The organism is Streptomyces sp. ACA25 (assembly GCF_028200735.1).
Lineage (GTDB): Bacteria > Actinomycetota > Actinomycetes > Streptomycetales > Streptomycetaceae > Streptomyces.
Window position 1 is genome coordinate 266,825 of record NZ_JAQKPV010000002.1, and the last position, 23,375, is coordinate 290,199.

A 23,375-nucleotide genomic window follows, 5' to 3' on the forward strand; every position below is an offset into this window, starting at 1 on the left:
AATCGGGTACATGGGCAATTCGCCCACTTCGCCGGAAATCACCGGTCGGGGACCCGAGCAGGGACGTGGTCAGCGTGAGTGCGAGTGCGCCGGAGCAGCAGGGCTCTCCAGGGCTGCCCCCCGCGGACCGGCATGCTGGGCGCACCCTCCTCGACGAGCTGCGGGTCGGCATCGTCATGCTCGACAGCCGGGGGCGCATCATCCTGTGGAGCCCCATGACCGAGGAGATCCTCGGCTGGCCGGACCGGCTCGCCGTCGGCCGGCACCTCGCTGACTTCCTCCCGGTCCGCAGCGAGGTCACCCCCGGCACCGGCGTCTACCGGACGCTGCTGCGGGAATCGAGCTGGCGAGGAGTGCTCCCGCTGCGCCATCTCGACGGCCACACCATCGAGCTGGACGGCCGCGCCACCCTGCTGCGGGACGCGGACGGCACCCGGTTCATTCTCGCCAATCTGGTCGAGATGGACCGGCTCCGCACGATCGAGCAGGATCTGGCGGCTCTCGACGCCCTCTTCTCCTCCTCGCCCCTCGGTATCGCCATCTACGACACCGACGGACGCTTCGTCCGGGTGAACGACTCCTTCTGCCAGCTCTACGGGGGGCGCCCGGACATGCTGCTCGGCAGAAGAATCCGTGAGGTGATGCCCGACCACCTCGCCCGTGAACTCGATGAACTGCACCGGGAGGTCCTCACCTCCGGCCGCTCCGTGATCGACCTGGTGACCCTGTCCCCCGACGGGAAGGGCGCCCATTCCCTGTCGTTCGGCCGGCTCAGCGACGGATCGGGACAGACACTCGGAATCAGCTGCACGGTGATGGACATCACCGAGCGCCGCGAGGCATTGGAGAAGATCGAACGCGCCCGGCAGCGGCTCGCCCTTCTCGACGACGTCGGCATCGCGCTGGGCGAACGGCTCGATGTCCGGCGCATCGCTGAAGCCCTCGCCAACGCCCTCGTCCCCCGGTTCGCCGACTACGCGACGGTGCTGCTGCTCGCCGGGGTGGCACAGGGCGGTGATCTCCCCGAGGCATCCGGTCCCGCCGGGGCCTCCCTGCTCCAGCTCGGTGTCGCGGCCAAACAGCACAACGCCACCGTGGACCGGATGATGCAGCTCAACCAGGACATCACCTTCGATACGGAGTCCGTCTTCGGTCGCGTTCTTGCCACCGGCGCTCCGCATCTCGTCCGCTCCCGGAACGAGCTGCTGGGCACCACCTATGCCGGGGATCCCAAGACACAGGCGGCCCTCGATCTCGGCATCCACTCGCTGATGACTCTTCCCATCCGGGCCCGCGGCACCGTCCTCGGGCTCCTGGTGATCAGCCGGGCCGACCGCCGGGCCGCGTTCGAGCACGAGGATCTGGTGCTGGCCGGTGAGATCGCGGCCCGGGCAGGCGTCTCGCTGGACAATGGCCGGCTCTACGTCCGCGAACGGGAGGGGGCCCTGATGCTGCAGCGAAGTCTGCTGCCGCAGCACGTGCCTTCCCTCCCCGGGGTCCAGATCGCCTTCCGCTACGTTCCGGGCAGCAGCGGAACGGAAGTCGGCGGTGACTGGTTCGACGTGATCCCGCTGACCGGTGGCCGGGTGGCCATGGTCGTCGGCGATGTCATGGGGCACGGGCTGCGGGCCGCCGCCACGATGGGCCGGCTGCGCACCGCTGTCCGCACCCTCGCCGGGCTGGATCTGCCTCCCGCCGAACTTCTGCACCGCGTGAACGAGCTCAGCGACGACCTGTCACCGGGTCCGCAGGAACCCTTGATGGCCACCTGCGTGTATGCCGTCTACGACCCCGCGACCAGCAGCTGCACGGTGGCCAAGGCGGGGCATGTGCCGCCGGTGCTGGCCACCCGCGACGCCCGCACCGGGCTGTGGCGGGCCGGGCTGCTGGAGGTACCGGCCGGGCCGCCACTGGGGGTGGGCGACCTCACGTTCGAGGAACGGCACTGCACCGTCCCTGAGGGGTCCGTCCTGGTCCTCTACACCGACGGACTGATCGAGAAGCGCGACGAGGACATCACCGAAGGGCTGGACAGGCTGTGCGCAGCACTGGGCCGGACGAAGGGCCCGCACCCCTCCCTGGAGGACGTCTGCGACCACATCATCCAGAGCCTCGGGCCGGGCACGGCCCCGGCCGGGCGCGGCCTCACCGACGACATCGCGCTGCTCACCGCCCAGCTCGGCGGCATCCCCGACGGCGGGGCCGCCTCCTGGACGTTCCCCGCGGAGAGCTCCGCCCCGGGCCGGGCCCGCACCGTCGTCCGGCGCACCCTGCTCCTGTGGGGCCTGGAGGAGGTCACCGACCTGACGGTGCTGCTCGTCAGCGAGCTGGTCACCAACTCGCTGCGGCACGCCCACGGCCCCATCGGGGTGCGCCTGGTGCGCGGGGAGTCACTGCTGCTGGAGGTTTCCGACCCGCTGCCGGACCCGCCCCGGGAACGGCCCGCCGACCCCGAGGCGGAAAGCGGCCGCGGCCTGCATCTGCTGGCCCGTGAGTCGCGCCGGTGGGGCACGCGCCGAGGGCCACTGGGCAAGACCGTCTGGTGCGAACTCCCGCTCCCGGGCACGCAGGAGCCCTGAGCGAAGGGCTGGGGCCCGAAGACCGGCGGAGCCGGCCGTGGAGGCCCGGGCTGCTCCGGTGGGGACCCGGGCTGCTCCGTCAGCGCAGGTAGAGCCGCATCACGACCCGGGGATGACCGGAGAGCACCGAGGTGGTGTCGGCGGCGTGGGTGAACCCGGCGCGTTCGAAGTTCTTCCGGATCCCGGGATACGCCATCGTCATGTCGACCCTGGCGCCCCCGCTGTCGAGCGGGTACGCCTCGATCGCCGGTGCGCCGTGAGCGCGGGCGAATTCGACCGCGCCGGCGATGAGGGCGTGCGAGACACCCCTCTTGCGATGACCGGGGCGTACGCGGATGCACCACAGCGACCAGACCGGCAGGTCGTCAACGTGCGGGATCGTACGGCTGCGCGCGAAGGCCGTGTCCGAGCGCGGTGCCACAGCGGCCCAGCCGACCGGATCGTCACCGTCGTAGGCAAGCACCCCTGGCGGAGGTTCCGCCCGGCACAGCCCGGCCACGTAATCGCCGCGGGCCGGCCCACGGAGCTCGTTGTTGAGCTTGGACGGGATCCGGTGGCTCAGGCACCAGCAGACGTTGGCTTCCGGCGACTTCGGACCGACCAGGGCACGGACGTCCTCGAAGACCGAAGCCGGGCGAACTGAGACGGTCATGTCACCACGATGTCACGGCGCACACGGTGGCAAACCTCAGGGCGGCACCGCACCACCGCGTCCGGCGGCAGACGACCCCGCCAGAAGGACCAACCTCCCTGGACAGTGCGGCTAGCGGACCGGAAGGTGGTACGCCGCCCGGTAGCGGTCGGCGGGCAGCACCACATCGGCCGTCTCCACCGGCAGGCTGCCCGCGTGGAACGTGCGCGCGATCACCAGGACCGGACGTCCCGGCTGCCCGCCCAGCACCTGCGCTTCCGGGGCAAGCGCGGGCCGGGCCCCCACCTCCTCGGTGACGTTGTCCACCATGATGTCGATGGCCGCCATCCGCTCCACCACCCCGCACCCCGCCAGCGGGCCCTGCTCGGGGAGCATCACGGGAGTGCGCCCGGTCAGCCGGAGGGGCTCCCACGAGGTGGACAGCATCTCCGGCTCCCCTCCGGTGCGGAAGACGTACCGGGTGCACATCACCGCCGCGCCCGGCTCGGTCCGCAGCCGCTCCGCCACCGTGCGGGTCGCCTCCTGGCGCTCGCTGTGCGCCTCCCAGGTGCCGCGTTGCCGCTCGTCGGCCTGCTCCTGACGGAACGGGCCGGCCTCCCCCAGCGTGCGGTAGCCGCTGCGGAACAACCTGCGGGGCACCGGCTGGACCCGCACGTAGGTGCCGGAACCCGAACGCCCTTCGACCAGCCCTTCGGCCATGAGCACCCTGCGCGCCTGCAGGGCGACGGTGTCGGAAACTCCGTACTCGCGGCGGAGGTCTGCCTGCGAGGGAAGCCGGGCCTGGGGCGGAAGCCGGCCGTCGGCGATCTGCTGCCGCAGGTCCTCGGCGACTCGGAGATACGCGGGCTGCTCACCGAACGGCACATGACCCCCCAGGGACTCCCGCCCGAGTTGACGATCAGCAACAGCTTGGCAACCGAGGGTGGTCACGGACAAGCAATGCCCGTCCTTTCACCCGAAGTGATGAGTCGCCGTCACCACTCAGGCGGCCCCCTTCAGGGGGAAGCCCCCACGGCCGGGGGGGCGTGGCCCGCGGCCGTGGGGGCGGGAACCGTACCGGTGGACGGTTCCGCAGCACTGCGGTGACTCAGAACTGCAGCGACCAGGAGTTGATGTGCCCCTCGTCCCGGGTGGCGCCGTCGTGCACGCGCAGGGTCCAGTCACCCTTGGCCTTGTCGAGGACGGTGGCGTCCACGGTGTAGGTCTCCCGCACGTCGTCGCCGCTGTCGAAGGGGCTGGCCGCCTTCAGGTTCCACTCGGTCCCGTCGGGAGCGATCAGGTCGATCGTCAGGTCACCGCGCCAGGTGTGCGTGATGTCGACGTCGACCTCCAGGTTGGCGGGGATCACGCCCTTGCCCACGCCCTTGACCGCGATCACGGACTCAGCCGTCTGGTGGTCCAGGACCGGCACCTCGGTGTCGTTGGTGAACCGCTTGCCGTTCGGCGGGTCGAGCGGCTCGGGCTCACCGCCGTCACCTTCACCGATGTGGAGCAGCTTGTTCGGGGAACCGTTACCGGGGTTGGTCACCTTCCCGTGCACCGCGGAGGCGCTGAGCGCCTGCCAGACCTCCGCCGGGCTGTCCGCCGGGCTGCCGGCCAGGTGCAGCGCCGCGGCGCCCGCCACGTGCGGTGCGGCCATCGAGGTGCCCGAGATGGTGTTGGTCGCCGTGTCGCTGGTGTGCCAGGCCGAGGTGATGGCCGAGCCGGGTGCGAAAATCTGCACCGAGGTGCCGATGTTGGAAAAGCCCGAACGCAGGTCGGCGCGGTCGGTGGAGGCCACGGTGATGGCCTCGGCCACCCGGGCGGGAGAGCTGCTGCCCGCGTCGGCCCCGTAGTCGTTGCCCGCGGCGACCGCATAGGTGATGCCGGAGGCGACCGACGCGGCGACGGCCTCGTCCAGCACGGCATTGGCGTTGCCGCCCAGGCTCATGTTGGCCACGGCCGGCCCGTCGGCGTCGGCGGTGGCCCAGTCGATGCCGCCGACCACTGACTCGATGGTGCCGGAGCCGTTGTCGTTCAGGACCTTCACCGACACCAGGTCGGCCTGCTTGGCCACGCCGTGCGCGGCCCCGCCGACCGTGCCGGCGACATGCGTGCCGTGGCCCTGGCCGTCGCTGCCGTCCCCGCCGAAGGCGTCGAAGCCGAAGCGCGCACGGCCCTCGAAGTCCTCGTGGCTGTAGTGGACACCGGTGTCCATGATGTAGACGGTGACGCCCTCCCCGCCGTGCGCGGGATAGGTGTAGCTGTCGTCGGCCGGGAGGTCCACCTGGTCGATCCGGTCCAGGCCCCAGGACGGCGGGTTGGTCTGGGTCTCGGTGAAGAGCTCCACCGTCTCGTTCTGGACAACCTTCGCCACCGCCGGGTCGGCGGCCAGCTCCAGGGCCCGCTCCTCGGAGGTCTTGATGGCGAAGCCGTTGAGGGCGTGCTCGAAGACGCTGGTGATCTCCGCGTCGTAGGCGGCGGCCAGGGAAGCGCTCTCCGCGGAGGACGCCGAGAAGCCGTCGTCGGCGAGCACGACGACGTAGCTGCCCTCGATGGTGTCGTTCGCACCGGCGTTCTCGATGGTTCCGGTCGGAGTGTCGTCGGCGGCCACGGCCGGGACGGCGGCGCCGAGCCCGAGAGCAAGGAGCGAGGCCGTGGCCACTGCTGTTCTGGCTCTCCAGCGGCGGGAGTTGCGCTTGACTGCCATCGTGGGGGAGTCCTCTCGTCGGTACATGGGGTGCGACGGACGCAGACATGACAAAGCAGCACGGGAGGAAGCAGGTATGTGCGACCCACTGCACCGCCAGGCGAAAGGTTTGTTGATACACAGGAAGGCGACAAGAGATTCTGCAGGTACTGGCGGGTAATGCATGGTGACGTCGAGTCGACTGAGGTCGTCGACGACTTACCGTCACTCTGCCCATCACGCGAGCTGACGACACGTCAGGCAGTATCCGGAACCGCAGGTCAGGCAACCGGCCCCGCCACCGGCGGGCCCTGCGGCCGACAAGGTCCTCCGTCCGGCGTAGTTGACGCACAACCGTTCGACATCGAGAGCTGCCCGGCGGGCCGTGCGCTACTCCGTGGGGAGACGGAGCGCGCGCCGCACCTCGACGGTCCGCTCGCTCGCCGCCTGAAGCCCGGAGGTGTCAAGCGTGTCGAACGCTGCTGCGTGCGACGCGTCCCGCGCCCGCTCCCAGTGCAGCCGGGCCTCCTCCAGCTCCAGGATCAGCGCCCCGACGGGAGCCGATGCTTCGTCGGGCCACGCGTGCTCCCCCAGCTGTCGGGCCTGGTCCCCGAGAGCCTCGGCCATCAGACCCGCCCACTTCTGGTTCGCTTCCAGGTCCTCGTACGCGTACTCGGCCGGCTCGGCTTCCCAGGCCGCGTGGAACACGTGGGTGGCGGTGAGGTAGACCAACTGGTGCTCGTCCAAAGCACCGCTGTCCTGACGCACGGAACCACGGAGCCCTTCCTGCGGCCCCCGGAAAACGCAGAGCAGATCCCGGTCCCCCTGCTCCCAGGACTCGGGAGTGGGGTGCAGAAAGAAGGAGGCCACTCCGTCCGGCAGCGCCCACGTGTCGGGGGCGTAAGCGTGCTGGGCCGGCCCGCACTCCCTGCGGGCGGTGACCTCGATCGCGAGCCCGCCGGGATACGCACCCCGGGGCAACTCGGCAACGGCGAACAGCTCCGCCTCGTGCACCTCCTCGCACGGGACCTGCTGCACCTCGTCCACGTGGCCGGCCGAACCCCATGCGGTGGCGGAGAAGTCGAAACAGTCGCCGGGTCGCAGGGCGAAGACGGAAGCGTCCCGGGCGGCAGCCTCCTCCAGGGTCTCCGCGGCGTTCTCCGCCTCCCCGTGGCCGAGGAGCACCAGCACCGCGATCAGCCCGTGGAACAGCAGAGCGGCCGAGGACAGCGCCATGCCGGCGAACGCCAGCCTCCTGCCCCGGCCTCCGCGCTTGCGGATCAGCACCAGGGCGACGACGCCCAGCAGCAGCCCGGCACCGAGAAGGTACCGGCCGAACGCTCCGAAGCTGAGCACTCCGGCCACCAGCGAGAGAATCGCCCAACCGTTCCATGCGCCCAGGTCCCATCGCGGAACGGCCGTCGACTCCTGGGACCTGTCCACCCGTGAACCACCTGCTTCTGTCGGAACGAGCCCTGCATGCAGGCATCTTGCGCTACGGCGACAGGAGCGGACCCCCCGGGGGCCCGGAGGCGGCCGCCCGGCCGGGCAGCGCGTCAGCCCGCTCCGAAGCCGATGCGGATTCGGAGCGGGCTGACCGTGGGGCGGGGGTGCCTGCTCAGGAGACGACGGCGCGCACCGCGTTGATGACCCCGGTGTTCGAGATCATCCCGATGTGCCCGAGGCAGGCGGTCGTACGGTTGTCGGCGCCGGCGAGGACCGTGCTGTTGACCGGGTTGATGACGAGGTCGCAGGGCGAGCGGAACGTCGTGTAGTTGACGTTGCCGGGAGTCGGGTCACCCGCGTTGAGGTTTCCCAGGAAGCTCGACCCGGCGCGCATCTCCTGGCAGGAGGTGATGAGGAAGCTGCAGAAGCCGGCAATCGCGGTCCCGTTGTTCGGTCCGCCGATCGACACCCAGTCGTCGACCCGGTTGGCGCCGCCGAGGTGCTTGATGTAGTGGCGCGAGGAGAGACCGCCCATGGAGTGGGTGACGATGTCGACCTTGCTCGCGCCCGTCTGCCTGAGGACGTTGTCGATGTAGTCGGACAGCTGGCGCGCGGTGGTGGTGTTGGACTGGAACGAGTTGTATCCGAAGACGTGCAGCTGGTCGGCGGAGTAGCCGTTCGCCCTGAAGTTCGCGGTCATCGTGGAGAACTGGCCGCTCTTGCCGGAGAAGCCGTGCACGAAGACGACGGGCTCCGAGGTGTTGGCCTGGGCGGTGGTCGAGGTGAGGGGTACGACCAGCACGGCGGCCAACAGGGCGCCGAGGAAAGTGCGGACATGACGCAGGCGCATCTGAACTCCTGTCAGGCAAGCAGTGGCTACTGCTGTTGAGGGGGGTTTCAGGGAGCGCGCGCCCACCACCAGAAGCAGGCCAGTGCTTCTGTGAATGTCAGATTACTCACAAGTAGCCTGCGGTTGACATCACGGCAACATCACGGTGTGTGATCTTGGTCAGTGCCCGGATCGACTGCCCCCGGAGAGGTGACGCCGCCGATCCGGCACCGGGCTGAGGGACCGTGCAGCCGGCAGCCCGCTGCCACACTGGTCCGCGTGATGGAACTGAACGGCCAACCCGCCGGAGCCGAGTCCCTGAAGGCCCTGGCACTGACCAACTACGGGCACTTCACCTCGATGCGCGTGGACAACCAGCGCGTACGCGGTCTCGCCCTGCACATGGAACGGCTCGAACGGGACTGCCGGACGGTGTTCGACGCCCGGCTCGACACCGACCGGGTACGGCAGTACGTGCGTCGCGCCATAAGTGGGCAGGGCGGCTCGCTCGTGGTCCGGGTGAGCGTGTTCGACCCGGCGCTGGACATCGGGCACCCCTCCTCGCCGGCGACCCCCCACATCCTGGTGACCACCCGCCCCACCGGACCCATGCCGCTGCCGCCGTTGCGCGTGAGAACCATCCCGTACGTACGCGACCTGCCCGGCGTCAAGCACCTCGGCCTGTTCGGCGCCCTGCACGCCCGGCGCACCGCCCAGCTGTCCGGATTCGACGACGCCCTGTTCGTCGGCCCCGATGACCTCGTGTCCGAAGGCGGTACCTGGAACGTCGGCTTCATCGACCCCGGCGGCGCCCTCGTCTGGCCCGAGGGCGCCGTCTTGCCCGGCGTGACCATGGCCCTGATCCAGCAGCACCACGCCCACACCACCGCGCCGGTGACGGCCGAAGCGGCACGCGGGATGCGGGCCGCCTTCGTCACCAGCACCAGCATCGGCGTCCGGACGATCTCAGCCATCGACGACACCGCGCTGCCGACGGAACATCCGATACTCGCCTCGATGCGTGACACCTACCTGAGCCTGCCGGGCGACCCTGTCCAGGAGCCTGGCCCTGGGGCAATGCGCTGAACAGAACGAGAAACCAGACGGCTACGGACTGATCGCGCTCCCCCACTCCCGTGCCTCGTCCTGCCTCCGCCGCTCGCAGCGGCCAGGCGGTCAGCACATCGCCGGGACCGCAGGTGGCATCAAGCCCCCGGACAGTCGAACCCAGGGGAATCCCCGCACCATCCCGGCACGGGAAGGCGCGAGGGGCCCGACTCCGACGAGTCGGGCCCCTCCGGCGCAAAGCCAGAGTTATTGATCGATCACACGTTGAAGCGGAACTCGACGACGTCGCCGTCCTGCATGACGTAGTCCTTGCCCTCCATGCGGGCCTTGCCCTTGGCCCGGGCGTCGGCGACGGAACCGGCCTCGACCAGGTCGTCGAAGGAGATGACCTCCGCCTTGATGAAGCCCTTCTGGAAGTCGGTGTGGATCACACCGGCGGCCTCGGGTGCCGTGGCGCCCTGCTTGATCGTCCAGGCCCGGGTCTCCTTGGGCCCGGCGGTCAGGTAGGTCTGCAGGCCGAGGGTGGCGAAGCCGGCCCGGGCCAGGGTGGCCAGGCCGGGCTCCTCCTGCCCGACGGACTGCAGCAGCTCCAGCGCTTCCTCGTCGTCGAGCTCGCTGAGGTCGGACTCCAGCTTGGCGTTGAGGAAGACGGCTTCGGCCGGGGCGACCAGGGCACGCTGCTCGGCCTGGAACGCCTCGTCCGTCAGCTCGTCCTCGTCCACGTTGAAGACGTACAGGAAGGGCTTGACCGTCAGCAGGTGCAGCTCGTGGAGCGCCTCCGCCCGCTCCGTGCCCTGGGCGATACCGGCGGAGAAGAGCGTGCGGCCGTCCTCGAGGATGGCCTGCGCCTCCTCGATGGCTTTGATGACCGGCTGCTTGTCCTTCTTGACCCGGGCTTCCTTCTGCAGACGAGGCAGGGCCTTCTCGATGGACTGCAGGTCGGCGAGGATGAGCTCGGTGTCGATCGTCTCGATGTCGCTCTTGGGCGAGATCCGGCCGTCCACGTGCACGACGTTCTCGTCCTTGAAGGCCCGGATCACCTGGCAGATCGCGTGGGACTCACGGATGTTGGCGAGGAACTTGTTGCCGAGCCCTTCCCCCTCGCTCGCTCCCCGCACGATCCCCGCGATGTCCACGAAGTCGACGGTGGCGGGCATCAGCCGCTGGGACCCGAAGATTTCGGCGAGCACGCCGAGCCGGGGATCGGGCACCCCCACGACGCCGATGTTGGGCTCGATCGTGGCGAACGGGTAGTTGGCCGCCAGCACGTCGTTCTTGGTCAGGGCATTGAACAGGGTCGACTTGCCGACATTCGGCAGGCCGACGATTCCGATCGTGAGCGACACGTGGGGTTCCCGGGTGCGTGAGGGGATGACAGGGCCAGCTGTCCATACTAGGCGCCTCCGTCCAGGTGGCCGGGGACACCCTGCGCGGCTCCGGATGGAGCAACCTGCCGCGCGGGGGCGCGGAAAAGGTGTGTTGATCACCCTGTCGGCCCGCGGAGCCGTCCTACCGTGAGCGCGTGGAGCACAGTACGCGCACAACCCGGCACTCCCGGCAACGAACCGCCCCGGAACGGCCGCGTCTGCCGCGGCCGGCGGGGCCCGCAGGGCCCGGCCCGGGCGCCCGGGCCCCGGCCGGGCCGGGCGGTGCGGCCCGGTCCGGTGAAGCGGCCGGGCACCCGCCCCGCCCACCGGGCCGCCGGCCGTCGCCGGTGGTCGTGGCGCTCTCGCGGCTGCCGCGTCCGCGGCTGACCGGTTTCGGCTGCGGCGTGCTGGCCACCGTCGTGATGGCGGCGGCCGGGTGGCTCAGCGGACAGCTGGGCGGCGCGCCGGTTCTCTACGGAGTGCTGTTCCTGCTGGCCTGCGCCGCCGCCGCGGTGTGGGTGCGGCCGGCCGACCTGATCTGCGCGCCCATCGCCGCCCCGATCGCCTTCGCGGTGGGGCTGCTCCCCTCCGCGAAGGCCCTGACCGTGGTGACCGAACTGGCCATGGGCGCGCCCTGGCTGTTCGCCGGGACCTTCCTTGCCACCGTGATCGTGCTGGTCCGCGGCGCGCTCCAGCTGTTGCGCAGGCGGCGCCGGGCGGGACGTGCGGCCCGGCGCTGATCAGCTCTGCAGCTTGGCGGCGGCCTCGGCCCGCAGGTCGCGCCGGAGCTCCTTGGGGAGCGAGAACTGAATGTGCTCGTCCATGGGCTGCACCACTTCGACATCGGCCCAGCCGCGCTCGGCCAGCCACTCCAGCACGCCGTCCACCAGGACGTCCGGCACCGAGGCCCCGGAGGAGAGCCCGACCGTGGTGACGCCCTCCAGCCACGCCTCGTCCATCTCCGAGGCGTTGTCGACCAGGTAGCCCGCCTGCGCCCCGGCACCGAGGGCGACCTCGACCATCCGGGCGGAGTTGGAGGAGTTCTGCGATCCCACGACGATGACCAGGTCGGACCCGGCCGCCACCTGCTTGATGGCCGTCTGGCGGTTCTGGGTGGCGTAACAGATGTCGTCGCTGGGCGGGCTGATCATCTTCGGGAAACGCTGCTGCAGGGCGTCCACGGTCTCCATGGTCTCGTCCACCGAGAGCGTGGTCTGGGAGAGCCACACGACCCGTTCCGGGTCCTTGACCCGGACGTTCGCCACGCCCTCGGGGCCGTCGACCAGGGTGATGTGGTCCGGGGCCTCGCCGCTGGTGCCGATGACCTCCTCGTGACCTTCGTGGCCGATGAGCAGGATGTCGTAGTCGTCCTTCGCGAAGCGGACGGCTTCCTTGTGCACCTTGGTGACCAGCGGGCAGGTGGCGTCGATGGTGGCGAGCTTGCCGCGCTCGGCCTCCTCGTGGACCGCCGGAGCGACCCCGTGCGCCGAGAAGATCACGATGGCGCCCTCCGGCACCTCCTGGGTCTCCTCCACGAAGACGGCGCCCTTCTTCTCCAGCATCCGCACGACGTACTTGTTGTGCACGATCTCGTGCCGTACGTAGATCGGTGCGCCGTACTGCTCCAGAGCCTGCTCCACAGCGATCACGGCGCGGTCCACACCCGCGCAGTAGCCACGGGGGGCGGCGAGCAGGACCCGGCGGTGGGCGGTCGCGGGAGTCTTCGCAGTCATGCGGTCCATCGTACGGGGGCGGTCCCCACTGTCGCCGGGCACGGTTAGCGTGGCCCCATGGCCACTCAGACGTCTCCCGGTACCCCGCTCCCCGTCGCCGAGGTGTCACGGCTCATCGGGGGGTGGATCGGCCGGCTGGGCGCAGTCTGGGTGGAGGGCCAGATCACTCAGCTGTCCCGGCGCCCCGGCGCAGGCGTGGTCTTCCTCACGCTGCGCGACACCTCGCACGAGGTGTCGCTGACCGTCACCTGCTTCCGCGCGGTGTTCGACAAGGTCGCGGACATCGTCGGGGAGGGTTCCCGGGTGGTGGTGCACGGCAAGCCGGAGTGGTACGCGCCGCGCGGCCAGTTGTCGCTGCGGGTCGCCGAGATCCGCCCGGTCGGGATGGGTGAGCTGCTGGCGCGGCTCGAGCAGCTGAAGCGCACGCTGGCCGCCGAAGGGCTGTTCGCGGCCGACCGCAAGCGGCGGCTGCCGTTTCTGCCGCAGCGGATCGGTCTGGTGACCGGCCGTGCCTCGGCCGCGGAGCGGGACGTGCTGGAGAACGCCCGGCACCGCTGGCCCGCCGTCCGATTCGCGGTGCGCAACGTGGCCGTGCAGGGCGTGCACGCCGTGCCGCAGGTGATCGAGGCGGTCCAGGGGCTGGACGCGGATCCGGCGGTGGACGTCATCATCGTGGCCCGGGGCGGCGGCAGCGTGGAGGACCTGCTCCCTTTCTCGGACGAGCGGCTGGTCCGCACGGTGGCCGCCTGCACCACCCCGGTGGTCTCCGCGATCGGTCACGAGCCGGACTCCCCGCTGCTCGATCTGGTCGCCGATGTGCGGGCCTCGACGCCGACCGACGCGGCCAAGCGGACGGTGCCCGATGTGGGCGAGGAGCTGGTCCGGGTGGCGCAGCTGCGCGACCGGGCCCGCCGGGTCCTGGAGGGCTTCGTGGACCGGGAGGAACGCGGTCTCACGGCGGCACGCAGCCGGCCGTGCATGGCGGAGCCGCAGCTGATGGTGGAGGTCCGGGCGGAGCAGCTGCGCGGGCTGCTGGAGCGGAGCCGGCGCACGCTGGGGCATCTTCTGGACCGCGCGGAGAGCGATCTGGGCCATACCCGGGCGCGGGTGCTCGCGCTGTCCCCGGCCGCCACGCTGCAGCGCGGCTACGCGGTGCTGCAGCGGGAGGACGGCGCGGTGGTGCGTGCGCCGGAGGAGGTGTCCGAGGGGGAGAAGCTGCGTGCCCGGGTGGCCGGCGGCGAGCTGCCGGTGGTCGCCCGGCCGTCCGCACCTGTCGGCGGGCAGCCCTAAGCTGGCCCGCATGACGGACCCGGGGACGACGGACACGGACGCGCGCGCCGCGCTCAGCTACGAGCAGGCGCGGGACGAGCTGGTCGATGTGGTGCGCAGGCTGGAGACCGGCGGCTCCACCCTGGAGGAGTCGCTCGAGCTGTGGGAGCGCGGGGAGGAGCTGGCAAGGATCTGCGGCCGGTGGCTGGAGGGAGCGCGTGCCCGGCTGGACGCGGCCCTGGCCGAGGAGGAGGACGGGGGCACGTCCGGGGCTGACGGACCGGCGTCGGAGGCGGCCGGGGAACACTGACCCCGGGCGGCGCGCCGGGGCTCACCGGCGGGCCGTGTGCCGCGTCATGGTGTGAGGCGGGTCACGCGGTGGTGTCGGCCCGGGTCTCCAGTGCGGCAGCGAGCTGCTCCAACCGGTCGACCGGGGCGGTTCCCAGGACCAGCGTGGTCACCTCCGGTTCGGCCAGCACCAGCGCGTCGTACTTGGCACCTTCGTAGCGGGTCCACTCCCGGCCGTCGATCCGGAGGGTCTCGCCGGTGTCCTCGGCGCCGTGGGTCAGCGCGTCGACGAACGGACCGGGAGCCCCGTCGGCCTGGGCCAGAGCCGCGTACTCGTTCTCGGGATCCATGAAGCCGAGCCGCCAGGTGGCGCCGTGCTCACCCTGCGGCTGGTAGCGCACCGAGGTGGCACGCCACTCCGGCGGCAGCCCTTCGGGAGCCAGCAGCCCGTAGGGGGCGGCCCGGGCCGCCAGGTTTGCCTCCACCTGGTACTCGACCGGCTTGACCGGGTCCTGCGACGCATCGTGCGGCAGGTAGAAGTACAGGCCGAAGGCGACAGCGCTGACCACCGCAAGGGACAGCAGCATGTCCCTGACGGTCTTGAGCCTGGGCTTCTCGTCGGGCTTCCCGTCCTGCTTCTCGGCGGGCGCGTCCGATGCGGGCGCCGTACGTGTCTCGCTCACCACTCCCCCATCGTCCCGCATGGACTCCGGGGCTCCGCAGGCGGCCCCCCGGAGCCACCGCCCGACTCTCCGCTCATTCGTGGGCCAATAGGCTCAGATGTACAGTCGCCGGATAGAGTCGAGAGCACCCTCAGAACCACGGCACCGCCGTGCAGAAAGGTGCGTCCCGATGTCCGAGAACCATCTCCCGCCCCCGCTAGAGGTCAGTCCCGAAGCCCCCGACCGCAACCTCGCCCTGGAGCTGGTGCGGGTCACCGAAGCGGGTGCGATGGCCTCCGGCCGCTGGGTGGGCCGGGGCGACAAGCTCGGTGCGGACGGCGCCGCCGTGCGCGCCATGCGCACCCTCGTCTCCACTGTGTCGATGAACGGTGTGGTCGTCATCGGGGAGGGCGAGAAGGACGAAGCACCGATGCTTTTCAACGGTGAGCGAGTGGGAGACGGCACCGGCGCGGAGTGCGACGTCGCCGTCGACCCGGTGGAAGGCACCACGCTGACCGCCAAGGGCATGGCGAACGCCATTTCGGTGCTGGCGGTGGCCGACCGCGGGGCCATGTTCGACCCGAGCGCGGTGTTCTACATGGACAAGCTGGCCACCGGGCCGGAGGCCGCCGAGTTCGTCGACATCGACGCGCCGCCGGCGGTGAACATCCGCAGGGTGGCGAAGGCCAAGGGCAAGGCGCCCGAGGATGTCACGGTGGTGATCCTGGACCGGCCGCGCCACCACGACATCGTGAAGGAAGTCCGGGAGTCCGGCGCCCGCATCAAGTTCATCCAGGACGGCGACGTGGCCGGCGCCATCATGAGCACCCGGGAGGGCACCGGCGTCGATCTGCTGCTCGGTATCGGCGGCACCCCCGAGGGCATCATCTCCGCCTGTGCGATCAAGTGTCTGGGCGGCAGCCTGCAGGGCAAGCTCTGGCCCAAGGACGAGGCCGAACGGCGCGCGGCCCTCGACGCGGGCCACGATCTGGACCGGGTGCTGCACGCGGACGACCTGGTCAGCGGCGACAATGTGTTCCTCGCCGCCACCGGCATCACCGACGGCGATCTGCTCCGCGGGGTGCGCTACAGCGCGGAGACCGCGACCACCCAGTCCCTGGTGATGCGCTCCCGCTCGGGGACGATCCGTCAGATCGACTCCACGCACCGGCTGTCCAAGCTCCGGGCCTACAGTGCGGTGGACTTCGACCGCGCCCGCTGAGGGCGGATACGCCGTCGGCGCCCCGCGGTGTCCGCGGGGCGCCGACGGCGGGCTCAGGCGATGCGGCCGATGCCGTGGGAGGGCGCCGGCTCGGCGGCTCCCCGTCGCCGGCGGCGGGTCAGCACCACGCGACGCTCGGCGGCTGTGAGGCCGCCCCACACCCCGTAGGGCTCGGGGAGCAGCAGGGCGTGCTCCCGGCACTCCAGCAGCACGGGGCATCGGGCGCACACCGCCTTGGCGGCCTGCTCGCGGGAGAGCCGGGACGCCGTGGGCTCATGGGACGGGGCGAAGAACAGCCCCGCCTCATCCCGCCGGCAAGCGGCCTCCGAGTGCCAGGGGCCCGCCACATTCCGCGCAGCGCGCGGGTCGGGCACGGCGGGGGACCACGGGGAATCCTGCGGCGGTTGCAGCACGGTCAACTCCTGAAGGCGGCTACGGGGGGTCGCTCCTGGCCGGTGGGCCCTCACCCGTCCTTGGTGACGAGCCGCAGCCCCCCGGCTCACCCTGCGGCCATGTGGGTGACGGTCCAGGGTGCCCTACCCGCTGTGCGCACTCTTATGCACGGAGCGACGACACGCGCGGCCGTCCCCACTGCCGGCGCGAGTCAGCTCTCCCTGCCGCCGCGCAGATTGCGCAGCTGCTTGCCGCGCACCTGACGGACCTCCACACCCCCGCACAGCGCCACTCCCTGCACCACGATGACCGGTGCCTGCGGGTCCAGGGCCTCGCTCTCCTCGACCTCGAACGCACCGAGAATGCCGCTGCCGGACTGCCGGACCGTGACGTTCTCCGGCAACTTGATCTCGATGCCGCCGCAGATCGCCGTGGCGTTCACGGTCACCACCTGCTGCTCGAAGAGCGCCTCGGTCAGGTCGAGTTCGACCCCGCCGCAGATCGCCACGGCGTTGACCTGTGTACCGACCCGCCAGCGGCCCTGCCGGGAAGCTCCGCTGAGGATGGCCACCACGTTCCTGGCACTCCGGGTGGCCGGCCCTCTGCCGGGTACGGCGGCGGGCCGCGCGGGGTGCGGTGGGAGTGCGGGGTCGGGGCGGCTCCCGTGCTGGCCGGCCGGCAGGTCGCGGATCAACGGCTCCAGCTCGACGACGGTCTTGGCCCGGTAGACGGCGTCGATCCGCTCGGCATGCTCTTCGCTGTCCAGACGCCCTTCGGCGAGGGCTTCGCGCAGAATGTCGGCGATCCGGTCGCGGTCGGCGTCCGAGGCCCGGACAGCCGCGGGCTCGTTCCGCTTTCCCAAGGGCACGGCAGGAGGATTCTCAGCACTCACCGCTCCAGCCTACCGAACGCGATACATCGCGACCAGTCATCTGCCGCCCCGTTCCCACGCGTTCGGCCGGGACCGGACCACGGGCCGGTGTCCGGCTCCGTTGCTCACCCCCGGTGACACGCGCCCTGTGCGACCTGGCCGCCTGCGTCGGCGGACGGCAACGGCTCGGACGTGACCGGTCAGGGGCCGTGACGGGTCAGGGCCGCGGCTGATCGGGCCCGGCCGACATCGCGACTTCGAACCAGACCAGCTTCCCGGTGCTGAGCCGGGTGGCGCCCCAATTGCGGGCCAGCCGCTGCACCAGGTACAGGCCGCGACCGCCCTCGTCCGCCGGCCCCGCCTGCCGCAGCCGGGGCAGCTGCGGGACATCGTCGCCCACCTCGCAGCGCAGCACGTCGGTGCGCAGCAACCGCAGCGTCACCGGCCGCTCCGCGTAGCGCACGGCGTTGGTGACGACCTCGCTCACCAGCAGCTCGACCGAGTCCAGCAGCTCCTCCAGGTGCCACCGCTGCAGGCTCTCCCGCACCAGCTTCCGGGCCTCCCGGACCGACTCGGCCTTCGGGTCCAGGCGGCGGAAGGACACGTTGTCCGGCGCGATGCCCACGAAACGTGCGGCGAGCAGTGCGATGTCGTCGTCCCGGTCGCCCGGGCCCACGATGTCCAGGACCTCGTCGCACAGCGGCTCCAGCGGGGGCGCCGCATCCGGGCGGGTCAGCCGCACCGTCTCGGTCAGCTTCTCCCGCAGCTGCTCCACCCCCGTCCACACGTCGCGGGTGCGGGACTCCACCAGGCCGTCGGTGTAGAGCACCAGCGTCGACCCCGCCGGGGCGTCCAGCTCGACGGCCTCGAAGTCGACACCGCCGACGCCGATGGGGGCGTTGGGCGGCAGCAGGACCAGATCGGTACTGCTGTCCGGATGCAGCAGCACCGGAGGCGGATGGCCGGCGTTGGCTGCGGTGATCTTGTGGGCCACCGGGTCGTACACCGCGTACAGGCAGGTGGCCATCCGGTCCTGGCCGAGCCGTTGTGCCTGCTCGTCGAGGTGGTGCAGCACCTCCTGCGGCGGCAGGTCGAGCCCGGCCAGGGTCTGCACGGTGGTGCGCAGCTGGCCCATGATCGCGGCCGAGGTTGTGGAGTGGCCCATCACGTCCCCGACCACCAGGGCCACCCGGCTGCCGGGCAGCGGGATGGCGTCGTACCAGTCACCGCCGACCCGGGCGGACTGGGCGGCGGGCAGGTAGCGGCTGGCGAGGCGGACGCCGGTGGGCTGCGGCAGGTCATCGGGGAGCATGGTGCGCTGGAGTTCGTCGGCGATGGACGCCTCTCGGCCGTACAGCACCGCCTTGTCGACCCCGAGCGCAGAGTGAGTGGCGAGCTGCGCGGCGACCTGCAGATCGTCGTGCTCGAAGGCCGCCCGGTCCGGACGGCGGAGAAACACCGTCGCCCCGATGACGCGGCGCCGTCCCCGCAGTGGGGCGAGGATCGCGCGTTGCCCCTCGGGGAGGTGGGCACTGCCGGTCAGCTCGCGCAGCGCGGAGCGCGGCACATCGGACAGCGCGAAGACCGGCCGGACTCCGCGCATCACCTCGGCGAGCGGCCCGTTGGCCCGTACCTCGAGCCGGGAGGCGGCAGCGGTGAGCAGCGGCAGGGCCGGAGCGCCGAGGCCCGCGCCGTTGACGGCGGCCAGGGCACCGCCGCCGGGCAGCGACTCGGGGATCCGGTCGGTGCGGCGCAGCCGCAGCACCATGGGGTTGACCGGCTGCTCGTCGCCGACGGGCAGCGGGTCGCGGAGGTAGACGAGGATCGCGTCGGAGAAGGTCGGCACGGTGGCGCGGCAGAGGCCGAGGACGGTCTCGTCGAGGTCGATGCCCCGGGCGATGCGGCGGGTCGCGGCTCCCACGAAGCTCAGGCGTTCGGATTCACGCGCTTTTCCGCCGGCAGCGGGCTCTCTGACGGCCGGCGGCTCCTGGGCGGCCGGGGTTCCGGGCCGGCCGGGCCGTACGGACTCCTGGGCCTCGGTGGCGTGCTCGGGCCGGGCACGCGGGATCGCCGAGTTCTCGGCACGGGGAGGTGCGTCCGCCGTGCGAGCCGCGGGCTGCGGTGGAGTCGGGTCCGTCACGAGGGGATGTCCATCCGTCCAGGTGGGAACTGGCGTGCGGGGTAACGCTCTTGATCTGTGGTCGTGGGGGTCGATCCTACGGGCGGCGCCGGGGGGCATATCAAGAGGCCTTCGGGTGCTGCGGCTGTCCGTTCATTCCCCCCGCGGGACCGGAGGGGCGGCCGGGCCGGTCCCAGTCGTGCGGCAGGTCCGGGGTGCTCCAGCGCGGATCGGGGCGCCAGATCTGCCAGTCGTCGGAAAAGGGCCGTTGCCAGGAGTGGATGAGCTCGGTGGCGGCCCGGCCGGCCTCCCGGACCCGCTCCGCCTGCTCGGCGTCCAGCAGACCCGCCTGTTGGGCCTGGGCGAACTCGTCCTCATCACGCCACTCCCAGCTCCGGTCGGGATACACCGCGATGTCGAGAAAGTGATCCTCCGAGTCGACCCCGCCCGACCAGCGGTGCAGCGGCTCCTCCAGGTTGACGTACCAGTTCTTGAAGCGCCACCCCCGGTCCCAGAAAAGCCACACCGACCATGGATCCCCCGGGCGGGCGAGCTTCAGCACACCGGGTCCCGTCCAGTACGACCGTACGGTGGTGCGCGGCTTGGTGTAGCGGGTGGGGAGAGGTTCCCGGTGCACCGGGGTGCCGTCGGCGAGTTGCGGCCGGATGCACGCCGTGCCGGGAGGAATCCAGACGGCGAGAATCTCGGGGGTGTCTCGGACGACCGTCACGGGGCGGCAGATGTGGACTTCCGCCGCCCCGTTCGCCCGGTACCGCCACAGGATGTGGTCGCCGGTCTCCCACCTCTCCGGAGTCCGGGGATCGCGCGCGGATGGTGTCGTCATAACCGGAGTTTAGGGGTGATCCCGCCCGGAGGGGTGACCGTTCCCAATGATGCCGTTGCTGTGGGTAGCACGGACCGGCCTGCCCGGCCGGTCAGCACGGGTCTCCGCCGGCACCGGACGGGGCGGGTCAGGGCCGGGTCATCCCGAGGACGTCCAGGGCGGTGTCCAGCTGCTCCCGGGTGAGCACGCCCCGGTCCACGTATCCTCCGGCGAGAACCGCCTCCCGGATGGTGATGCGGTCGGCGAGTGCCCGTTTGGCCACCTTGGCGGCTTCCTCGTACCCCAGGTAGCGGTTGAGCGGTGTCACCACCGAGGGCGAGGACTCCGCGTACTCGCGGCAGCGTTCGGCGTCGGCGGTGATGCCGTCCACGGTGCGGTCGGCGAGGAGCACGGCCGCGTTGCCGAGCAGCCGGACCGACTCCAGCAGGTTCTTGCCCATCACGGGGAGCATGACGTTCAGCTCGAAGCTTCCGGTGGCACCGGCCGCGGCGACCGCGGCGTCATTCCCGGTGACCTGTACCGCGACCATCAGCACGGCCTCGGGAATCACCGGATTCACCTTGCCCGGCATGATCGAGGAGCCGGGCTGGAGGTCGGGGAGCGTGATCTCGGCGAGCCCGGTGCGCGGACCGGAGGCCATCCAGCGCAGGTCGTTGCAGATCTTGGTCAGGGACACCGCGACGGTGCGCAGCTGGCCGGAGGTCTCCACCAGGGCGTCCCTGGCGCCCTGTGCCTCGAAGTGGTCACGGGCCTCGGTGAGCGGCAGTCCGGTGGTGCGAGCCACCTCGGCGATGACCGCGGGAGCGAAACCGGGCGGGGTGTTGATCCCGGTGCCCACCGCGGTGCCGCCCAGCGGCAGTTCAGCGAGCCGGGGCAGTGCGGTACGCAGCCGCTCCACTCCGTACCTCATCTGGGCGGCGTACCCGCGGAATTCCTGACCGAGCGTGACCGGGGTGGCGTCCATGAGATGGGTCCGCCCTGATTTCACCACCTCGGCGAATTCCCGCCCCTTGCGTTCCAGCGCCTCGGCAAGGTGGTCGAGGGCCGGGATCAGGTCCCGGGTGACGGCTGCGGTGGCCGCGATGTGGATCGAGGACGGGAACACGTCGTTCGACGACTGGCTGGCGTTGACGTGGTCGTTGGGGTGCACAGCTCGCCCGAGGCGCTCGGACGCCAGCGTCGCCACGACCTCGTTCATGTTCATGTTCGACGAGGTGCCGGAGCCGGTCTGGAACACGTCGACCGGGAAGTGCGCGTCCCAGTCACCGTCGGCCACCTCTCCGGCAGCCGCCGCGATGGCTGTGGACATCTCGGCCTCCAGGACGCCCAGCTCGGCATTGACCACGGCTGCGGCAGCCTTGATGCGCGCGAGCGCCTCGATGTGCGCGCGTTCCAGCCGCACGCCGGACACGGGGAAGTTCTGCACGGCACGCTGGGTCTGTGCCCGCCACTTGGCATGCGCGGGTACGGCCACCTCTCCCATCGAGTCGTGCTCGATGCGGTGGTCCGCCCGGCTCTGGGGTTCTCTCCTCGCACTCATACCAGGAATCTACGTCCCGGGTCCCGGCGCGGCCGGTCCGCGCGCCGGGGGCGGGCGGATCCGACCGGTGCGCCGGGAAGCACTGCAGGCGCCTCCGCCTGGTCCGCTACGGGGTTCGGCGCACCGGGATGGAGGGGACGAACGTCCGGCCGGGATCCTCGGGTGCGAAGAAGTCGTTGCCCTTGTCGTCCACGACAACGAACGCCGGGAAGTCCTCGACCTCGATCCGCCAGACCGCCTCCATGCCGAGCTCCTCGTACTCCAGCACCTCGACCTTGCGGATGCAGTCCTGGGCCAGCCGGGCGGCCGGACCGCCGATGGAGCCCAGGTAGAAGCCGCCGTGCGCGGCACAGGCGTCGGTGACCTGCTGGGAGCGGTTGCCCTTGGCGAGCATCACGAGTGACCCGCCGGCAGCCTGGAACCGGTCGACGTAGGCGTCCATCCGGCCGGCCGTGGTGGGACCGAAGGAGCCGGAGGCATAGCCCTCGGGGGTCTTGGCCGGGCCCGCGTAGTACACCGCGTGGTCTCTCAGGTAGGACGGCATCTCCTCGCCCGCGTCCAGCCGCTCCTTGATCTTCGCGTGTGCGATGTCACGGGCGACGACCAGCGGGCCGGTGAGCGAGAGCCGGGTCTTCACGGGGTGCCGCGTCAGCTCGGCCCGGATCTCGTCCATCGGGCGGTTCAGATCGATCCGCACCACGTCGTCGGCGAGGTGCTCCTCGGTGGTCTCGGGGAGGAAGCGCGCCGGGTCGGTCTCGAGCTGCTCCAGGAATACCCCCTCGGCGGTGATCTTCGCCTTGGCCTGCCGGTCGGCCGAGCAGGACACCGCCAGGGCCACCGGGCAGGAGGCGCCGTGCCGGGGCAGCCGCACCACGCGCACGTCGTGGCAAAAGTACTTGCCCCCGAACTGGGCGCCGATGCCGATCCGCTGCGTCAGGTCGAAGACCTTCTCCTCCAGCTCCCGGTCCCGGAAGCCGTGGCCGGCCGGCGAACCCTCGGCCGGCAGTTCGTCGAGGTAGTGCGCGGAGGCGTACTTCGCGGTTTTCAGGGCGTACTCGGCGGAGGTCCCGCCGACCACCACGGCCAGGTGGTACGGCGGGCAGGCGGCGGTGCCCAGGGAGCGGATCTTCTCCTCCAGGAACCTCATCATCGACGTCTCGTTGAGGACCGCTTTCGTCTCCTGGTAGAGGAAGGACTTGTTGGCCGAGCCGCCGCCCTTCGCCATGAACAGGAAACGGTAGGCGTCACCGTCCTCGGCGTACAGCTCGATCTGGGCCGGCAGGTTGGAACCGGTGTTCTTCTCGTCCCACATGGTCAGCGGGGCCAGCTGCGAGTACCGCAGGTTGAGCCGGGTGTACGCGTCGTGGATGCCGCGGGACAGCGCCTCGGCGTCACGCCCCTCGGTGAGCACCTGCTGGCCCCGCTTGCCCATCACGATCGCGGTGCCGGTGTCCTGGCACATCGGCAGGACACCGGCGGCCGCGATGTTGGCGTTCTTCAGCAGGTCGAGGGCGACGAACCGGTCGTTGGGCGAGGCCTCGGGGTCGTCCAGGATCCTCCGCAGCTGCGTCAGGTGCTCCGGCCGCAGGTAGTGGGAGATGTCGTGCATCGCCTCCGCGGCCAGCAGCCGCAGCGCCTCCGGCTCCACCTTCAGGAACGTCCGGCCCGCGGCCTCGAAGGTGCTCACCCCCTCCGCCGTGACCAGTCGGTAGGGGGTGTCGTCCGCGCCGACGGGCAGCAGGTCGGTGTAGGTGAATTCCGGAGGGGCGGGGCGGGGGGTGGCTGGCATCTGGGTCATCTCCATCGGCAGACCGGGAAAGCCCCA

General features: G+C 71.1%; 20 protein-coding genes. 6 read left to right on the forward strand and 14 right to left on the reverse strand.

Going from position 1 to position 23,375, the window contains the following annotated elements:
- Positions 1 to 74 precede the first annotated feature (74 nt).
- Positions 75 to 2,579 carry a SpoIIE family protein phosphatase gene (locus PJ985_RS04935; RefSeq protein ID WP_271682283.1) on the forward strand — a complete coding sequence of 835 codons (2,505 nt, stop codon included), beginning with the start codon at positions 75 to 77 and terminating at the stop codon, positions 2,577 to 2,579.
- 79 nt (positions 2,580 to 2,658) lie between these two features.
- Here the strand turns inward: PJ985_RS04935 and PJ985_RS04940 are convergent, their stop codons facing one another.
- The 5 genes from PJ985_RS04940 to PJ985_RS04960 form a co-directional block, all read right to left on the reverse strand.
- On the reverse strand, positions 2,659 to 3,231 hold the full coding sequence (locus PJ985_RS04940) for a GNAT family N-acetyltransferase (RefSeq protein WP_271682284.1): 573 nt from the start codon (positions 3,229 to 3,231) through the stop codon (positions 2,659 to 2,661).
- Between the two features lie 111 nt (positions 3,232 to 3,342).
- The gene (locus tag PJ985_RS04945; protein WP_271682285.1) at positions 3,343 to 4,095 is read right to left on the reverse strand and encodes a GntR family transcriptional regulator; all 753 of its coding nucleotides are present in this window, start codon (positions 4,093 to 4,095) and stop codon (positions 3,343 to 3,345) included.
- Between the two features lie 223 nt (positions 4,096 to 4,318).
- The gene (locus tag PJ985_RS04950; protein ID WP_271682286.1) at positions 4,319 to 5,920 is read right to left on the reverse strand and encodes a S8 family serine peptidase; all 1,602 of its coding nucleotides are present in this window, start codon (positions 5,918 to 5,920) and stop codon (positions 4,319 to 4,321) included.
- Between the two features lie 369 nt (positions 5,921 to 6,289).
- Complete coding sequence (locus PJ985_RS04955; protein ID WP_271682287.1) at positions 6,290 to 7,342, reverse strand: septum formation family protein; 1,053 nt, start codon at positions 7,340 to 7,342, stop codon at positions 6,290 to 6,292.
- Positions 7,343 to 7,517: 175 nt separating this feature from the next.
- Positions 7,518 to 8,195 (reverse strand): esterase/lipase family protein, encoded by a 678-nt coding sequence (locus PJ985_RS04960; RefSeq protein ID WP_271682288.1) that lies wholly within the window; start codon positions 8,193 to 8,195, stop codon positions 7,518 to 7,520.
- 261 nt (positions 8,196 to 8,456) lie between these two features.
- Here PJ985_RS04960 and PJ985_RS04965 point away from each other — a divergent pair, with 261 nt between their 5' ends.
- A complete protein-coding gene (locus tag PJ985_RS04965; RefSeq protein ID WP_271682531.1) occupies positions 8,457 to 9,260 on the forward strand; it encodes an aminotransferase class IV family protein in 804 nt (267 codons plus the stop codon).
- Between the two features lie 239 nt (positions 9,261 to 9,499).
- On the opposite strand, the gene ychF is transcribed toward PJ985_RS04965, so the two are convergent.
- On the reverse strand, positions 9,500 to 10,588 hold the full coding sequence (ychF, locus tag PJ985_RS04970) for a redox-regulated ATPase YchF (RefSeq protein WP_271682289.1): 1,089 nt from the start codon (positions 10,586 to 10,588) through the stop codon (positions 9,500 to 9,502).
- Between the two features lie 374 nt (positions 10,589 to 10,962).
- Between ychF and PJ985_RS04975 the strand changes: the two genes are divergently transcribed.
- Entirely contained in the window at positions 10,963 to 11,349 is a 387-nt protein-coding gene (locus tag PJ985_RS04975; RefSeq protein ID WP_271682290.1) for a DUF6542 domain-containing protein, read from the forward strand.
- Here the strand turns inward: PJ985_RS04975 and PJ985_RS04980 are convergent, their stop codons facing one another.
- Positions 11,350 to 12,351: a 4-hydroxy-3-methylbut-2-enyl diphosphate reductase gene (locus PJ985_RS04980; protein WP_271682291.1), complete on the reverse strand. Its 1,002-nt coding sequence runs from the start codon at positions 12,349 to 12,351 to the stop codon at positions 11,350 to 11,352.
- Between the two features lie 48 nt (positions 12,352 to 12,399).
- Here PJ985_RS04980 and xseA point away from each other — a divergent pair, with 48 nt between their 5' ends.
- Positions 12,400 to 13,632, forward strand: coding sequence for an exodeoxyribonuclease VII large subunit (xseA, locus tag PJ985_RS04985; RefSeq protein ID WP_271682292.1), 1,233 nt, complete (start codon positions 12,400 to 12,402; stop codon positions 13,630 to 13,632).
- A gap of 10 nt (positions 13,633 to 13,642) precedes the next feature.
- On the forward strand, positions 13,643 to 13,921 hold the full coding sequence (locus tag PJ985_RS04990) for an exodeoxyribonuclease VII small subunit (protein WP_271682293.1): 279 nt from the start codon (positions 13,643 to 13,645) through the stop codon (positions 13,919 to 13,921).
- Between the two features lie 61 nt (positions 13,922 to 13,982).
- Here the strand turns inward: PJ985_RS04990 and PJ985_RS04995 are convergent, their stop codons facing one another.
- Positions 13,983 to 14,582, reverse strand: a complete 600-nt coding sequence (locus PJ985_RS04995; protein WP_271682294.1) for a DUF4245 domain-containing protein — start codon at positions 14,580 to 14,582, stop codon at positions 13,983 to 13,985.
- A gap of 169 nt (positions 14,583 to 14,751) precedes the next feature.
- On the opposite strand from PJ985_RS04995, the gene glpX reads away from it, so the two are divergent.
- The gene (glpX, locus tag PJ985_RS05000) at positions 14,752 to 15,783 is read left to right on the forward strand and encodes a class II fructose-bisphosphatase (RefSeq protein ID WP_271682295.1); all 1,032 of its coding nucleotides are present in this window, start codon (positions 14,752 to 14,754) and stop codon (positions 15,781 to 15,783) included.
- Positions 15,784 to 15,836: 53 nt separating this feature from the next.
- Here the strand turns inward: glpX and PJ985_RS05005 are convergent, their stop codons facing one another.
- The 6 genes from PJ985_RS05005 to PJ985_RS05030 all read right to left on the reverse strand — a co-directional run bounded on the left by PJ985_RS05005 (position 15,837) and on the right by PJ985_RS05030 (position 23,339).
- Complete coding sequence (locus PJ985_RS05005; protein WP_443033411.1) at positions 15,837 to 16,196, reverse strand: WhiB family transcriptional regulator; 360 nt, start codon at positions 16,194 to 16,196, stop codon at positions 15,837 to 15,839.
- A 191-nt stretch (positions 16,197 to 16,387) separates the two neighbouring features.
- The gene (locus PJ985_RS05010; RefSeq protein WP_271682296.1) at positions 16,388 to 17,068 is read right to left on the reverse strand and encodes a DUF1707 SHOCT-like domain-containing protein; all 681 of its coding nucleotides are present in this window, start codon (positions 17,066 to 17,068) and stop codon (positions 16,388 to 16,390) included.
- 196 nt (positions 17,069 to 17,264) lie between these two features.
- Positions 17,265 to 19,286: an ATP-binding SpoIIE family protein phosphatase gene (locus tag PJ985_RS05015; RefSeq protein WP_271682297.1), complete on the reverse strand. Its 2,022-nt coding sequence runs from the start codon at positions 19,284 to 19,286 to the stop codon at positions 17,265 to 17,267.
- Position 19,287: 1 nt separating this feature from the next.
- Entirely contained in the window at positions 19,288 to 20,010 is a 723-nt protein-coding gene (gene fomD, locus PJ985_RS05020) for a cytidylyl-2-hydroxypropylphosphonate hydrolase (protein ID WP_271682298.1), read from the reverse strand.
- Positions 20,011 to 20,137: 127 nt separating this feature from the next.
- A complete protein-coding gene (locus PJ985_RS05025) occupies positions 20,138 to 21,550 on the reverse strand; it encodes a class II fumarate hydratase (RefSeq protein WP_271682299.1) in 1,413 nt (470 codons plus the stop codon).
- 106 nt (positions 21,551 to 21,656) lie between these two features.
- Entirely contained in the window at positions 21,657 to 23,339 is a 1,683-nt protein-coding gene (locus PJ985_RS05030) for a fumarate hydratase (protein ID WP_271682300.1), read from the reverse strand.
- Between the last annotated feature and the right edge of the window lie 36 nt (positions 23,340 to 23,375).